This window comes from Bacillus sp. FSL W8-0920 (assembly GCF_038593215.1).
Classification (GTDB): Bacteria; Bacillota; Bacilli; order Bacillales; family Bacillaceae; genus Bacillus; species Bacillus pumilus.
This window is the reverse complement of record NZ_CP151974.1, coordinates 501,705-515,570: the sequence shown is the minus strand read 5'-3', so window position 1 is coordinate 515,570 and position 13,866 is coordinate 501,705. Positions and strand designations below refer to the sequence as shown.

Here is a 13,866-nt window from a genome sequence, read left to right as displayed (position 1 = left end):
CGATTCGCACTAAATTTATCAAGCTTTCATGTTTTTTCTTTTTTTACACAAGAAAAAACCGAACCCCATGTAGACATAAGGTTTCGGTTTTTGGTTGTTTTTATACTATACAGCTTGCTTCATATTGCGCATTTCTTGAAGGGCTGTTTTGCTCTTCGCTTCGTCAAATTCACCTTCACTTTTCGCCACAACAATTGTCGCGATTCCATTTCCAATGAGGTTTGTGATGGCTCTTCCTTCGCTCATGAATCGATCTACTCCAAGCAGAAGTGCAAGCCCCTCTAGCGGAATGACCTGTAGTGCAGCGAGTGTAGAAGCCAGCACGATAAATCCGCTTCCTGTCACCCCAGCCGCTCCCTTTGATGTGAGCATTAGAACAAGGATAATGGTGATCTGCTGGCCGATAGACAAGTCTACACCAAACACTTGCGCTAAGAAGACCACAGCCATCGATAAGTAGATCGAGGTTCCGTCCAAGTTAAAGGAATACCCTGTTGGGATGACAAGACCCACAACAGACTTAGAGCACCCGTAGCGTTCCATTTTATCCATCATTCTTGGTAGCACGGATTCTGATGAGCTTGTGCCAAGAACAATTAAAATTTCATCCTTGATAAATCGCAGGTAACCAAACAGGCTGAAGCCATACATTTTACAAATGATATTCAGCACAACGAAGATGAACAGGAACATAGTCAAATAAACGGAGAGCATCAGACTTGCGAGCGGTTTAATCGATGCCAAACCAAAGTGACCGATTGTATAGGCCATTGCCCCAAATGCACCGAGCGGAGCTGCACGCATGATATATCCAATGATTTTAAAGAAAACAAGTGACAGCTTATCAAGCCACTCAATGATTCCTTTCCCCTTCTCGCCAAGTGCAGCAAGCGCAACACCGAATAAAATAGAGAAGAATAAGACCTGTAAAATATCACCCTTTGCAAAAGCATCTACCATGTTAGATGGCACAATGTGTGTGACAAATTCCATCCAGTCGATACCCTGTCCCCCGTTTTGGGTATACTGTGAAACATCCCCTTTTTCAAGCTTGCTATAGTCCAGACCTGCACCTGGCTTCATGATATTTACGACAAAAAGACCGATGACCAAAGCAAGCGTCGTGACGACTTCAAAATAAATAAATGCTTTTCCCCCAACTTTTCCAACCTTTTTCATATCCCCCATCTTGGCAATACCAAGAACAATGGTTAAGAAAATAATTGGTGCGATGACCATTTTAACGGCATTGATAAAGGTGTCACCAAGCGGCTTCATTTCTTTTCCGACGTTTGGCCAAACCATCCCGACAATGATCCCGATAATGACAGCTGCAATCACCTGAAATGTCAGGTTCTTCAAAAGCCTCTTCATAAAAAATCAACTCCCTCACCCTTCGATGTAAACGCTTAACTGTTATCTGTAGCTAAATGATAGCGATTTCATCAAAGGCTGTGAAGCTTATGAACATATCGTACATTTTGGTCTTTTTGGTCTCTTAGTCAGAATGTACGATATATTTATTGACAGGCCGGCCTACCCCGCCATATTGCATATCTAATTTCAGCTCGCCTTCTTTCACTAAGAAGTCTAAATACCGGCGTGCCGTGACACGTGCAATGCCGAGTGCATTGGCAACTTCCTCTGCAGACTGCGGACCTTCCTGCATGCCCATATAGGCTTTAATTTCATTCATCGTATGCACATTCAGCCCCTTAGGGAGCCAAGTATCTTCCTGCTTAACAGCAGGCTTTCGTATGATATCATCCAGCATCTCCTGAGAAAATTCTGCTGCTGTGCGAATTTTAGATTTAAACGCTTTATAGCTTTCAAGTGATTCTTTCATACGTTCGAACTTAAATGGCTTGATGATATAATCTCGTGCACCATTTTGAAGCATGGTGCCAATCGTCTCTTTGTCCTTTGCCGCAGAAATAACGATCACGTCCACCTGTATCTTTTGCTTTCTAATGTCTTGAAGCGTCTTTACGCCATCTTTTTTTGGCATATATACATCGAGGACAACAAGGTCTGGACGAATTTCTTTGATGAGCTGGATGCCCTGCTCCCCATTACCTGCGATTGCCGCCACTTGAAAGCCAGGAACACTCTTAATGAACTCCTTATTCACTTCTTGCACCATCGGATCATCTTCAATTAATAGCACCTTAATCTGAGTCATCTGTCTCTCTCCTCTATGATCATTGGGAATTCGATTGAGAAGGTGGTACCAATGCCGATGCTTGATGTGACTTCTACATTTCCCATCCCTTTGTCGATAATCGTTTTTACAATATACAGGCCATAGCCTGTTCCGCCTTCTTTGCCGTGTGTGAAGCCTTTATCGAAAATAGAAGGAATCATTTCCTCTTCAATCCCGGAGCCGTTGTCTTCAATTAAAATCGCGAGGACATCCTCGGTTTGATCAATACTAATCGAAATTCGTTTTGTGTCTCTTTCTACAGTATCATACGAAGCAAAGGCGTTCTCGATCAGGTTGCCAAGCAGCTTCGTTATATCATGTTGATCTAGACGTTCAGGGAAATCACGCAGACAGCTATGTTCGTCTACTTCGACCTTTATGCCTAGCTCCTTGCCCCTTCTGATTTTGCTCATCAATAATCCCGCAACGGCATCATGCTGTATGACACGGTGAAGAAAGTCCAGCACATGTTCCTGTTCTTCCGTCGTTTGAAAGGCTAAATCGAGCGCCTGATCGGCTTTACCAAGCTGAATCAGCCCGGCAATCGTATGAAGCTTATTCATATGCTCATGATTTTGCACCCGCAGACCGTCTACAAAGTTCTTAACCCCGGTTAGCTCCTCTGCTAATTTTGCCGCTTCTGTCCGGTCCTGAAAAATGGCGACCGCTCCAATAATTTTCTTTTTCATGACAATCGGAATCCGGCTGCTCATAATCCGCTTTCCGCTCATATGAATCTCTTCATTATAGACAGGCTCAGCACGATCAATGATCTCTGGAAGTCTTGTGTCAGACAGCACATCCCAAATATTCCGTCCTACGACATCCCCTGTCACGCCAAAGATTTGCTTCGCCTTTTCATTAAAAATGGTGATCATGTGCTGATTATCAATGGCGATGACCCCTTCATTAATAGAGTGAAAGGTTGCGGTACGCTCCTCTAGCATTCTGACAATCTCATGCGGCTCCAGCTTAAACATTTGCTGTTTAATATGACGAGCGAGTAAAAATGAACCTACAAGCCCAAAGCTGAGCGTCAGCAAAAGGATCATGAGGATATCCCGCTTCATTTCTCCTAATATATCGATCATACTTGGCAGCGTTCTCCCTACAAGGACGACCCCTGTTTGATTAAATTGATCATCCTTCACTGGATAAAAGGCTCTGATGGCGGTCCCAAGCTCTCCCTCTGCTTCTGAGAAATAAATATGCTCGGCAAAAGCAGGCTCTTCATCTGTCCCCTCCGAACGCTGGCCAATCCTTGCTTTCACTGGATGCGTTAATCTCACATGCTCCATATCCATGACGACAATGTAGTCAGCGTCTTGAATAATCCGAATCTCTTCGATGGCATGCTGTAATCGGTCACGTTTCTTTGTTTGATCAGCTAACGCCTGCTTTACCTCATTCATCTCCGCAACTGTTCTTGCTGTGTTCATGAGCCTTTTTCGAAGCTCTCGTTCCTCTGTTTGCTGGATTCCCCCAACAAGGACAATTCCTCCGATTAAAAGGGCGAAAATGACAACGAAATATGTGAGGATGGTGAGCTTCCATCTAATAGATAATTGTTGTAATTTCAATCGATTTCTCATCATTTTTTTCACCTGTATCTTTACGAATTCTTCCTCGGTCAAGTATGCTTGACATAAGGGGGATCGGACGCATGAAGAATTTACTCGCCTATACACTATTGCTCTTGATCGGTTTTGTAACCGCTTTATACTTTGGTTTCTATCATATGATGCCAAAAGCAGCGACGACCTTTGACGATGAACAGACAGGGCTGAAGGATCAGCTTGTGTTCAAATTTAGCCATGTCGTGGCAGATAATACACCAAAAGGACTTGCCGCAAAGAAATTTGCTGAGCTTGTGCACGAAAAATCCGATGGGAAGATCACCATTCAAATTTTCTCCAACGGAAGTCTTTATTCTGATATAGAAGAAATTAATGCACTCAAAGAGAATCAAGTTCAATTTATCGCACCATCTACCTCGAAGCTCGGCATGCTATCCTCTGAGTGGCTGGCACTTGACCTTCCTTTTGCTTTTTCTAATTATGATGCGGTTCAGGAAGGCTTGCACGGTGCAATTGGACAAAGATTGTTTGGCACCCTGCAAAAAGACGGGCTAAAGGGAATGGCGTATTGGACAAATGGCTTTAAGCAAATCACCTCTAATAAAGGTCCAATCAAACAGCCTAGTGATTTAAAAAACCAATCTCTCCGCATTATGCAAAGCGACATGATTGAAAAACAATTCAAACTTCTTGGCGCAAAGCCCTATCAGGAATCGTTTAATTCGACGTTTCAGCTATTAGAAACAAAAAAAGTAGATGGTGAAGAAAATACCATTTCAAATATTTATTCAAAAAAATTCTATCATATACAAGACTATATGACGATCAGTAATCACGGGTATTTAGGCTATGTGGTCTTAACAGATCAATCCTTCTTTGATCGCCAGACACCTGAAACGAAACGAATTTTACTTGAAGCGATGGAAGAAACAACAGCTTGGAATGAAAAACATGCAGAACAGATGAACAAAGATCAGCTGGAGGACATTAAACGGGAATCGCAGATTGCCATTCATGAATTGACGCCAGCAGAAAGACAAAAATGGATGAAAGCCCTCGATCCTTTGTATGAGGAAGCCGAAAAAACCATTGGTTCTACCCTAATCAAACAGATACGTGAGCTGCGTGCGCGTTATGAACATTCTCCGATCCATGCTTTTCAAGAAGAGGATCAGACCAAATAAAAAATCCCTTTGAGAAAGGGATTTTTTATGCACCAGATTCACTCTGTTCTTGCTGCGTGAGCTCTTCTAATCTTGAGACAATTCTTCGCTTTCGGTATTGCATCATGCCTGTTTCGGCAATACTTTTTAGTTGTGAGCGGTTGGAAACTGCGCCAAATAAAATCCCTGCTACGGGAACAAGCTGAAACAGTTTCTTCCAGCCAAATGAATCTCGGTAATTATAGACTACCTCACGCCATCCTTGGATTTGTGAGAACATGTTTTCGTGTTTCCCTTCGGAAGCATGATAGCTCCTGAGTTCTTTTAATATCGATTTCTTCCCAACCACATCAGCAGAGGTCAACTGTAAGCATTTTATGATGAAGACCCGCTCTTCCTTGTTTTTAGGATCATAGCCATAGGTGACGGCAATATCCTGTAATGTTTTAAGGGAGAGACCAAGTACCGCAGGAATATCTGCAGCCAGTGTAAACATACCACCGACACCCGTTGTCGCCCCTTGTACCGTGGCGAGATTCGTCCTATTTTTCCCCATATGTTCACTAATGGCATCCATGATTTCAATTGGAGCTTTTTCTATATCTTCTATACGCTGAATCGATTCGTCGGCACATTTCTTTTGAAATTGATGGATGATGCCTTTTTCTGATGTCAAATAGGCACCGCCTGATTGAATGTAATGCCCCATTTCATCTAGCAGCACACCGATTTTTTTCTGGATAAAGGCAGGCGTCAGCTTGTCCAGCATTTGAAATGGCAGGCGGCTGAGTTTCTCCCAAAACCATACCTTTTGCTGATCTTTCTCCCACTGTTCAATCTGCTTTAATTGTGCTTTTAGCCACTCTCTTTCCTCCATGCCTTTTTCCTCCTTAGATGCTGCTGAAGTATTTGTTTGTTATTATACACAATCCTTTTCCATCATACGTATAGAACATTGAATCGGTTTCGAAAGGTTTGAAACTTTTTCAAAACGGTTATTGCTTAATACACAAACAAAAAGAGGAGTGATCAACATGTTAGGATTTCTGATTTCATTAGTTGTGGCGATTGTCATCGGCCTTATTGGCAGTGCACTCGCTGGAGGTAGTGTACCAGGAGGATGGATCGGTTCAATGATTGCAGGACTTGCAGGTGCTTGGATTGGTCATGGATTACTTGGAACGTGGGGTCCTAGTTTGGCAGGCTTTGCGATCATTCCAGCAATCTTAGGTGCAGCGATCTTTGTCATCATCTTAAGCCTGATCTTCCGTAGTGTGGGATCAAGGGTATCTTAAAAAAACAAATAACAGAGGAAGCAGTAGGGACACCGTCTATAAAGGCGGTGTTTTTTATGTGTTGGATTGACAAGGTATCTATTTTTTTCACTTACATATGATAAACAAACCTATTAGTTCAGATAGTTGACTTTTCATGAAGATGGGCATATGATGATTAAAAATTGCATCAAGGAAACATTTTGTGCCCAAGCAAAACTTTGTAGAATCTAGGTGATGACATATGACAAACAAATACATCGAGGCACAGGCACACATGTCAGAGGCAGCTGAGCGTGCACTTGAAGGAAAAGTCAAGGGATTTAGAAGACTCCTTCCTTTTCTCGGTCCTGCTTTTATCGCAGCCATTGCTTATATTGATCCAGGAAATTTCGCCACCAACATTGCGGCTGGCTCCAAATATGGATATCTCCTTTTATGGGTCATTCTCATATCAAATCTCATGGCTTTGCTCATCCAGTCTTTATCCGCAAAGCTTGGAATTGCGACAGGCAAAAACTTACCTGAAATCGCACGTGAAGAGTTTCCAAAGCCCGTTTCGATCGGTTTATGGATTCAGGGAGAGCTCGTCATTATTGCCACGGATTTAGCTGAGTTTATCGGGGCGGCACTTGGTTTATACTTGCTCTTTCGAATCCCGCTGCTTGAAGCATCCATTATCGCGGCTATCGGTTCATTTGCGATATTGGAGCTGCAAAGACGAGGATATCGAGCATTAGAAGCAGGTATCACAGGCATGTTGTTCGTTGTCGTGATCGCTTTCGCTGTACAAACCTTTGTCGCCAAACCAGATATCGCAAGTGTCGCTGGCGGACTGTTCATTCCAAAATTTGATGGCGCAGACAGCGTACTGCTTGCAGCTGGAATTTTAGGTGCCACTGTGATGCCTCACGCAATCTACTTACATTCAGCTTTAACCCAAAGAAGAGTCGTCGGCAGAACGGAAAAGGAGAAAAAGCAGATTTTCCGCTTTGAGTTTTTAGATATCCTCATTGCAATGATCGTCGCCGGGGCCATCAATGCCAGCATGTTGATTGTGGCAGCCGCTTTATTTTATAAAAATGGTCTTTTTGTTGAAGATTTGGATGTTGCGTTTCAGCATTTTGGTACACTCGCAGGGCCTGTATCAGCCATCTTATTTGGTGTAGGTCTGCTTGTAGCCGGACTATCCAGCTCTTCTGTCGGTACATTGTCAGGCGACATCATTATGCAGGGCTTTATTCAATACCGGATCCCGCTGTATGTTCGCCGGCTGATTACCATCATTCCTCCTATTGCAATTATTGCATCTGGAGTGAATCCGACCTCCGCGCTTGTGATGAGTCAGGTCGTCTTATCGTTTGGGATTGCCTTTGCTTTAATTCCGCTCATTTTATTTACAAGTAAAAAACGAATTATGGGCGAATTGACGAATGCTCGCTGGGTGACAGGAATATCTTGGGTGATAGCAGCTCTTGTTGTAGCACTTAATCTCTTCTTAATTGTAGATACGTTTATGTAAAAGACCGTGTTGAGCTGTCTTTTTCTTTCCATTTGGTTATGGTAGAATTCCCCTGAGAGGATGTGGATACATGTTTGTTTATCAGGATCAAGAGATATCCATGCGGCTGCTTGAGCCAAGAGACGCAAGAAGTCTGTATTTGCTCATCCAGCGGTCGAGAGAGCATTTACGTGAATGGATGCTTTGGGTGGATTCAACGCAGACAGAGGAAGACAGTATGGCGTTTATCCAAGGTGCGATGCAGCAAGCGATGCAGAACAACGGTTTTCAAGCGGGCATTTGGTCACATGGAGAACTTGTCGGCATCATTGGCACCCATCAAATTCATTGGATCAATAGAACCGTTTCAGTCGGCTATTGGCTCGGAGAAGGCCATCAAGGAAAAGGCATCATGACAAAAGCATGCCAAGCAGTCATTCGCTATTTATTTGAAGAGTGCGGGCTGCATCGTATTGAGATTAGGGCTGCTGTCGATAACCAGAAAAGCAGACGCATCCCAGAGCGATTATCCTTTTCGCTTGAGGGAATTTTAAGACAATGTGAATGGCTGGGCAATCGCTTTACCGATCATTGTGTGTACGCCCTTTTACAGCCTGAATATATAAAACAAAAAACGCATTCGATGAATCAGCCCACTTAATTGTGTCGATTGCATGAATTATTTTACAAAGTGAAGCTTTGTAGTATCCGTTGTGATCGGCATCTGATAAAATAGAAGGAAAAATCGAGGTATGATGTATGTCTCTTATTATTTTATTTTACTTATGGATTGTCCCTTTGTTATTTGGTATTTTCTTCTCCTTTCTAACAAAGAAAGCCACCTACAAACGCCGCTTTGTCCCATCCTATAGCATGATAGGACTCAGCATCGTTTTTCTCATTCTGGCACTCGTCTTTTCAGCCAGCCATTTTCTATTTATTTGCGGTATGTTCCTATTTGCCACCACCCTTGTTGGCACAGGCATTCCCTTATTCTTAGCCTTTGGAAAAACACCATCCTAAACAAAAACCACCTTTTCACGATGGAAAGGTGGTTTCTTTTTATTGAAGAGGCATTCGGTATGTCATTGTGGCATTTGGATGTTCTTCAATCGTCTTCATCATGTCTTGAAGGATCTCGGCTGCGCGATCATTTGAGTCATACTTGCCGAGCATCTTTGCCCAGGAAGTACTCCCCAAGATCATCCCTTCAATTTTTTTGCCGCTTACTGAGACTTCTTGGACATGAATCAGCGTTTGTTGGTTTTGTGTGAGGATCCATAGCATGGTTGTTATTCCCCTTTTCAATTTGTAATGACTTCTATTTGATTTCTTCTCATTTTAAGCTTTTTTAACTGATAATTCATTTGACCATTGATCATTCATTGAATTTTTCAGCATATATTAAATCTGATTCCTTAGGTTCTTCCTTATACTCTTTCACATGACCATCTTTATCATATTTTATGTAAGTCATCTCTCGACCAGCAATACATTCACACTCATACTTTTTATTTCCATTCTCAAAAAACTCCACTTGATATCCCTCTGTAGTGTTCTTCCTCATATACCCTATTTTTTTCAAACTGCCATTTGGGTAAAACTCCACGTACTTCCCCTGTTTAATACCTTTCTCTACATAGAAATAACTTTCAACATGTCCGTTTTCGTACATATCATAGGCTAGTCCCGTAAATAGTTTTTCTTTCCCTCCTTGAGTATATTCTACAATCGCTAGTTCATAGGGTCCCCCATACTCTAGAGACTTTTCAAACTCAATACCACTTTCTACAACTAACTTCTTTGTCAATATATCATTCAATATTTAAAAACCCTTTCCGTTTCTATGTTTGAACAAAACAAAAAAACAGCTGTAAAAAATTATATAATCCGTTTTCACTTGCTCATGAGGTGGCTTCTAGCACTTTCTTGATAATGAAAAATTCCTTCACCATATTCATCACTATCAAATAATTTTCTAAACTCCGATCAACACAAAAAACCTTTTAAGACATTTAGTCATCAAGGTTTTTGTATTTCATAATACTCTAATTCAATGCATCTTCTAATGTTTTCTTTTCATGTTCTAACATGCCACTTATGATAATACCACATACTACTTCTTCTTTATCCAAAGCAAATCCTACTGTATCATTTTGTAAAATAGATACTGCATCATTTTCTGAGAATGAAATGAATACCTTATCCCTACCTATATACACGTCTAATTTACCTTTTTCGTCTATATAGGTATTATCATTAGATTCTTCTATCTGAAAACTCGGTACACCTTTAACCATAATTATATCTTCCATATCTAATTTCAAACTTTCCATTTTGTGTACATTTTCACTTAACGTTAGTGTAATTGAACGAATATTACCCGTATATTTCCCTAAACCTATTTCAATTAAAGATTTCTTGAAATCTCCAGTTCTCCAATATATCGTTGGCTCTTTTGATATATTCCAACTACCAAATTCTATATTAATCGGTGTATAAAGATCATATTCAATGTTGATAGGTTGACTGTCTTTATATTCTATTACTTTTAACATCATCATTTCTCCTTTTAAGGCATATACACAGCATGCTTTATTACTGGTAGCAATCCGTCTCCGCGAGGTTTACTAAATATTAATTCCCAATTACCTACCTTCATAATTTCTTCATATTTAATTCCTTGCTTGGCAGCATTGTTAACAGAGCTTTGGAAACTCGACAATAAAGTTTGACTATTTATCGGCATACCATGTGTCGTTGCATCTCTAGTTATATACTCAACCATATGTTTTGTCCCATTAGGGTGCACCCAGAACTTTCCATCAACTGTTGCTAATTCAAAAGATTTTGGGATTTTTGTACCTTCATAAAGTGGTTGAGTAACTTTTATATCCTTCCACACTGTACCATTATCCACATTTTTAACAGTACCACCTTTAATCCCCATCTTCCCATTGAACCCCTTCGCCCCAAACGGCAAAAGCATTCCCAGAGCCGCATTCATACTCGCTTCCTGCTGTTCTTTCGAGACCTTATTTCCAAACATGTCTCTACCTGTAATCGCTTCGCTGAAGCCGTTGGTGGCGGTAAGACCATATAAGCCTTTTTGAGATGTTTTTAAGGCGTCAAAGGATTTTTGCGATGTCTTGTAAATGTCGACTGCTCTGACTGCGGCTGATGTGGCTTGAGTTGTTTTATAGACGGCTTTTCCACCTTTGAAAATACGACCTGCCCATCCGACGATTGGGATATAACCTGCTGCTGCCATGCCGCCTGCGGCGACGCGCTGTCCTGCGGTAAGTTCTTCGCCTGTGATCGGGTCAACACCTGTTGCGGCGCGTTTTGCATCGTTCACGCCTGTCAATTCATTGACGATATTTCCGCCATAATCAAGTGCTTTTTCATACCAAGGACGGTTGGCGAGTGCTTCTTGTTCCTTTGCAATCTCACGGGCCTCTTCTTGTTCTTTTTTGATTTTCAGATATTCAGAAGTTTGCTTCTCAATATCGCTTTTTGCCTTGTAGATTTCACTATTTTGATACGCTTTCTTGTCAAAATTCATAGGCGAAATGGCTTTTCCGTCATTTGTGGCATTCATCATTTCCGTATACAATGCCATTGTAGCTTGCTGCTCCGTTTCTGACAAAGCATATTCATCTTTTACATTTTGATCAAGCTCTCTTAGGTCTTTCACTGTCTTTTTTCGCTCGTCTTCCGCATCTGCAATTTTTTCATCAAAGGTTTGACTATCAAATACTTCTAAAGAAATAAGGTCGTCGATGTCTTGAAAAATCGTTTTAAGCGCCTTTTTTTGATCCTTCACAATGCTTTTGGCATTTTTGATGCCCATATGTACAGCGTTGTCTAAAAAGTGTTCTTCTACAAAGGTGTCGCCGCCAAAGTTTGTATCATCTAGTGTCCCAGAAACACCTTCATGAAAGGCTTTTTGCTTATCAATGAAGCTGATAAACATATCTACATTTCCAGCCAGTTCTTTATAAAAGCTTTTAATGTTATCGGCACCTTTTCCAGTGAAATCATCACCGAGGTTAGAAACACCTTGTAATGCTTTTTTTAAATCTACCATTTGTTCACGGAGTTCCTGGTAGTGTTTTGCCCTTGCATCCATGGCACTTGTTAGTGCTTTTGCATCAAGTATCTTGCCCAGAAGAAGTCACTCCCTCCATTATTGATCATAAAGTCTATTTTACCTTTCTCAGCGAATTGGAAAAATAGGCTTTAAGTTACAAAAATAATTTCCAAATATTTTAATAGAGATGGAGGCAAGTGACAATTGAAATGTTTTTCCTAATCATCACAAAAAAAGTCAGCCCTCTTTTCAGAAGACCGACTACTTTGTGTTTAGAAAAAGCGTTTGAGGCTTTTCTTGAGTGGAGGTATATCCAGCTCACCTTTTTCAAAGAATTTTTTCAATAAATATTTACTGAAGCCTGCTGCTTGGGTGTAAGTGATTTTCCCAGGTAACGGAGGTTCATTGGCGACAGCGACATCAATAATGACTGGTTTATCGGATTGAAGAGCTGTATCAAAGGCTGGAGCTAATTCTTCATGTGATGACACGGAGATTCCTTTGCCGCCACACGCTTCTGCAAACTTAGCAAAATCAATATCCTCCAGCTCTATACCATAATTTATGTTTCCTTTTACCTGTTGTTCATATTCAATCATCCCTAAATTGTTGTTGTTTAAGATTACGACAACGATCGGCAGCTTATATTTTACAGCTGTCACAAAGTCTTGCATGACCATTGTGAAGCCTCCATCACCACAAACGGCAATGGCTTGTCGGTTCGGTTCATTCAATTTAGCTGAAATCGCACCAGGTAAACCGCAGCCCATTGTGGCAAGCCAGCTGGAGATAATGAAATCCTGCTGTTTCATTTCAAAATGACGTGCCATCCATACCGTGACATTACCAACATCAACTGAAAGAATGGCATTGTCCTCGACTGCTTCTTCTAGTCTAGCAATGACTTGCTGCGGTTTAATTGGTGAAGTAGCAACAGATTTTTCTTTATCCATTTCTTCTCGCCACTTCATCATATGCTCTGTACAAGCTTCAAGAAAGCCACGCTGTTCTTTATATTCAATGTAGGAAGTTAGTTCATGCAAACCACTCTTGCTGTCGCTCACAATTCCCACATCTACCGGATACCTTTTGCCGATTTGATCTGGTTTAATATCTAGTTGAATGGCTGGCGTGTCCTCTGGTAAGTAGTCTCTATATGGAAAGGAGGTGCCAAGCATAATTAAGAGATCACATTCTTCCATCGCTTCATATGCCGGCTTCGTTCCAATTTGACCTAAGTTACCTAAAAAGTATGGATGCCTGTCTGGCACAACCCCTTTTGCAGGAAGCGTGATGACGATAGGAGCAGCTGCCTTTTCTGCAAATGAAAGAAGCTCTTCTTTTGCATGTCTTAATCCTTTACCTGCTAAGATGACTGGCTTCTTAGCATTGTTAATCAGCTGAGCTGCCTTTAGCAATTGATCTTTCTTCGCCCGTACTTCTCCCTCAACATAAAGAGGAGATGTATAGACGGGTTTACGCTTTATTTTTTGAGAAAATAAGTCATCCGATACGGTGAGAACTGCCACACCTTTATGGGTATAAGCTGCTTTGATGGCTTGATTCAATAAGTCAGGCAGCGCCTCTGCTGTCTGTACCTGCTGATTAAAGACAGCGACATCGTCAAACATTCGCTCCAATTTGATTTCTTGGAATGCGTCTCTGCCTACTTCGGCCGAAGCAACCTGCCCTGCAATTGCTAAAACTGGTGCACCATCTGCTTTTGCATCATACAGCCCATTTAATAAGTGGACAGCACCCGGCCCAGCGATTGATAAGCAGACACCAAGTTTACCTGTTAGTTTGGCATCAGCCGCCGCTGATAGTGCTGCCACTTCTTCATGTCTCGTTTGGATAAATTTTATTTGGCTTGATTCATGCCTAAGTTCTTCAATCAATTCGTTTATACTATCGCCGGGCATTCCATAAATATGTTTCACGCCCCACTCTTCCAGTAGCGCTGTTACTTCTTTTCCTGCGGTTCTTTGCGGCATGTGAGAAAACTCCTTTTTTCTTACTCCATACCACCGCATCCTTTTGATCAAACGTTTCAAC

14 protein-coding genes are annotated in these 13,866 nt (G+C 41.5%); 5 read left to right on the top strand and 9 right to left on the bottom strand.

All coding sequences use genetic code 11. The features are described 5' to 3' along the window. Positions 1–105 precede the first annotated feature (105 nt). From dctP to NSS78_RS02470, 3 genes are all read right to left on the bottom strand, one after another. Positions 106–1,374 (bottom strand): C4-dicarboxylate transporter DctP, encoded by a 1,269-nt coding sequence (gene dctP / locus NSS78_RS02480; RefSeq protein ID WP_050945540.1) that lies wholly within the window; start codon positions 1,372–1,374, stop codon positions 106–108. A 124-nt stretch (positions 1,375–1,498) separates the two neighbouring features. Further along, complete coding sequence (locus NSS78_RS02475) at positions 1,499–2,182, bottom strand: response regulator (RefSeq protein ID WP_003214207.1); 684 nt, start codon at positions 2,180–2,182, stop codon at positions 1,499–1,501. Then, positions 2,179–3,783 carry a sensor histidine kinase gene (locus NSS78_RS02470; protein WP_212046681.1) on the bottom strand — a complete coding sequence of 535 codons (1,605 nt, stop codon included), beginning with the start codon at positions 3,781–3,783 and terminating at the stop codon, positions 2,179–2,181. The genes NSS78_RS02475 and NSS78_RS02470 overlap by 4 nt, the downstream gene beginning before the upstream one ends. Before the next feature lie 83 nt (positions 3,784–3,866). Between NSS78_RS02470 and NSS78_RS02465 the strand changes: the two genes are divergently transcribed. Further along, positions 3,867–4,964, top strand: a complete 1,098-nt coding sequence (locus NSS78_RS02465) for a DctP family TRAP transporter solute-binding subunit (protein WP_003214354.1) — start codon at positions 3,867–3,869, stop codon at positions 4,962–4,964. 25 nt (positions 4,965–4,989) lie between these two features. Here NSS78_RS02465 and NSS78_RS02460 read toward each other — a convergent pair whose 3' ends face one another. Next, the gene (locus NSS78_RS02460) at positions 4,990–5,820 is read right to left on the bottom strand and encodes an EcsC family protein (RefSeq protein ID WP_126741652.1); all 831 of its coding nucleotides are present in this window, start codon (positions 5,818–5,820) and stop codon (positions 4,990–4,992) included. A gap of 157 nt (positions 5,821–5,977) precedes the next feature. On the opposite strand from NSS78_RS02460, the gene NSS78_RS02455 reads away from it, so the two are divergent. From NSS78_RS02455 to NSS78_RS02440, 4 genes are all read left to right on the top strand, one after another. Next, positions 5,978–6,238: a GlsB/YeaQ/YmgE family stress response membrane protein gene (locus NSS78_RS02455; protein ID WP_003214275.1), complete on the top strand. Its 261-nt coding sequence runs from the start codon at positions 5,978–5,980 to the stop codon at positions 6,236–6,238. 223 nt (positions 6,239–6,461) lie between these two features. Continuing rightward, a complete protein-coding gene (locus tag NSS78_RS02450; protein ID WP_003214137.1) occupies positions 6,462–7,739 on the top strand; it encodes an Nramp family divalent metal transporter in 1,278 nt (425 codons plus the stop codon). 70 nt (positions 7,740–7,809) lie between these two features. Then, complete coding sequence (locus NSS78_RS02445) at positions 7,810–8,379, top strand: GNAT family protein (RefSeq protein ID WP_003213957.1); 570 nt, start codon at positions 7,810–7,812, stop codon at positions 8,377–8,379. A gap of 98 nt (positions 8,380–8,477) precedes the next feature. Beyond that, positions 8,478–8,741: a hypothetical protein gene (locus NSS78_RS02440; RefSeq protein WP_003214365.1), complete on the top strand. Its 264-nt coding sequence runs from the start codon at positions 8,478–8,480 to the stop codon at positions 8,739–8,741. A gap of 39 nt (positions 8,742–8,780) precedes the next feature. On the opposite strand, the gene NSS78_RS02435 is transcribed toward NSS78_RS02440, so the two are convergent. The 5 genes from NSS78_RS02435 to NSS78_RS02415 form a co-directional block, all read right to left on the bottom strand. Next, entirely contained in the window at positions 8,781–9,005 is a 225-nt protein-coding gene (locus NSS78_RS02435; protein WP_003214145.1) for a hypothetical protein, read from the bottom strand. 91 nt (positions 9,006–9,096) lie between these two features. Further along, on the bottom strand, positions 9,097–9,543 hold the full coding sequence (locus NSS78_RS02430) for a hypothetical protein (RefSeq protein WP_212046682.1): 447 nt from the start codon (positions 9,541–9,543) through the stop codon (positions 9,097–9,099). Between the two features lie 223 nt (positions 9,544–9,766). Further along, positions 9,767–10,282 (bottom strand): hypothetical protein, encoded by a 516-nt coding sequence (locus tag NSS78_RS02425; protein WP_342468278.1) that lies wholly within the window; start codon positions 10,280–10,282, stop codon positions 9,767–9,769. A gap of 8 nt (positions 10,283–10,290) precedes the next feature. Then, a complete protein-coding gene (locus tag NSS78_RS02420; RefSeq protein ID WP_342468372.1) occupies positions 10,291–11,889 on the bottom strand; it encodes a T7SS effector LXG polymorphic toxin in 1,599 nt (532 codons plus the stop codon). Between the two features lie 194 nt (positions 11,890–12,083). Beyond that, a complete protein-coding gene (locus NSS78_RS02415; protein WP_050945531.1) occupies positions 12,084–13,805 on the bottom strand; it encodes a pyruvate oxidase in 1,722 nt (573 codons plus the stop codon). Positions 13,806–13,866: the final 61 nt, after the last annotated feature.

What these genes read in the sequence shown, in the direction of transcription:
- NSS78_RS02415 (WP_050945531.1), bottom strand. Translation starts at nt 13,805, where the DNA reads ATGCCGCAAAGAACCGCAGGAAAAGAAGTAACAGCGCTACTGGAAGAG.
- NSS78_RS02460 (WP_126741652.1), bottom strand. Translation starts at nt 5,820, where the DNA reads ATGGAGGAAAGAGAGTGGCTAAAAGCACAATTAAAGCAGATTGAACAG.
- NSS78_RS02465 (WP_003214354.1), top strand. Translation starts at nt 3,867, where the DNA reads ATGAAGAATTTACTCGCCTATACACTATTGCTCTTGATCGGTTTTGTA.
- NSS78_RS02440 (WP_003214365.1), top strand. Translation starts at nt 8,478, where the DNA reads ATGTCTCTTATTATTTTATTTTACTTATGGATTGTCCCTTTGTTATTT.
- dctP (WP_050945540.1), bottom strand. Translation starts at nt 1,374, where the DNA reads ATGAAGAGGCTTTTGAAGAACCTGACATTTCAGGTGATTGCAGCTGTC.
- NSS78_RS02425 (WP_342468278.1), bottom strand. Translation starts at nt 10,282, where the DNA reads ATGATGATGTTAAAAGTAATAGAATATAAAGACAGTCAACCTATCAAC.
- NSS78_RS02475 (WP_003214207.1), bottom strand. Translation starts at nt 2,182, where the DNA reads ATGACTCAGATTAAGGTGCTATTAATTGAAGATGATCCGATGGTGCAA.
- NSS78_RS02450 (WP_003214137.1), top strand. Translation starts at nt 6,462, where the DNA reads ATGACAAACAAATACATCGAGGCACAGGCACACATGTCAGAGGCAGCT.
- NSS78_RS02435 (WP_003214145.1), bottom strand. Translation starts at nt 9,005, where the DNA reads ATGCTATGGATCCTCACACAAAACCAACAAACGCTGATTCATGTCCAA.
- NSS78_RS02445 (WP_003213957.1), top strand. Translation starts at nt 7,810, where the DNA reads ATGTTTGTTTATCAGGATCAAGAGATATCCATGCGGCTGCTTGAGCCA.
- NSS78_RS02455 (WP_003214275.1), top strand. Translation starts at nt 5,978, where the DNA reads ATGTTAGGATTTCTGATTTCATTAGTTGTGGCGATTGTCATCGGCCTT.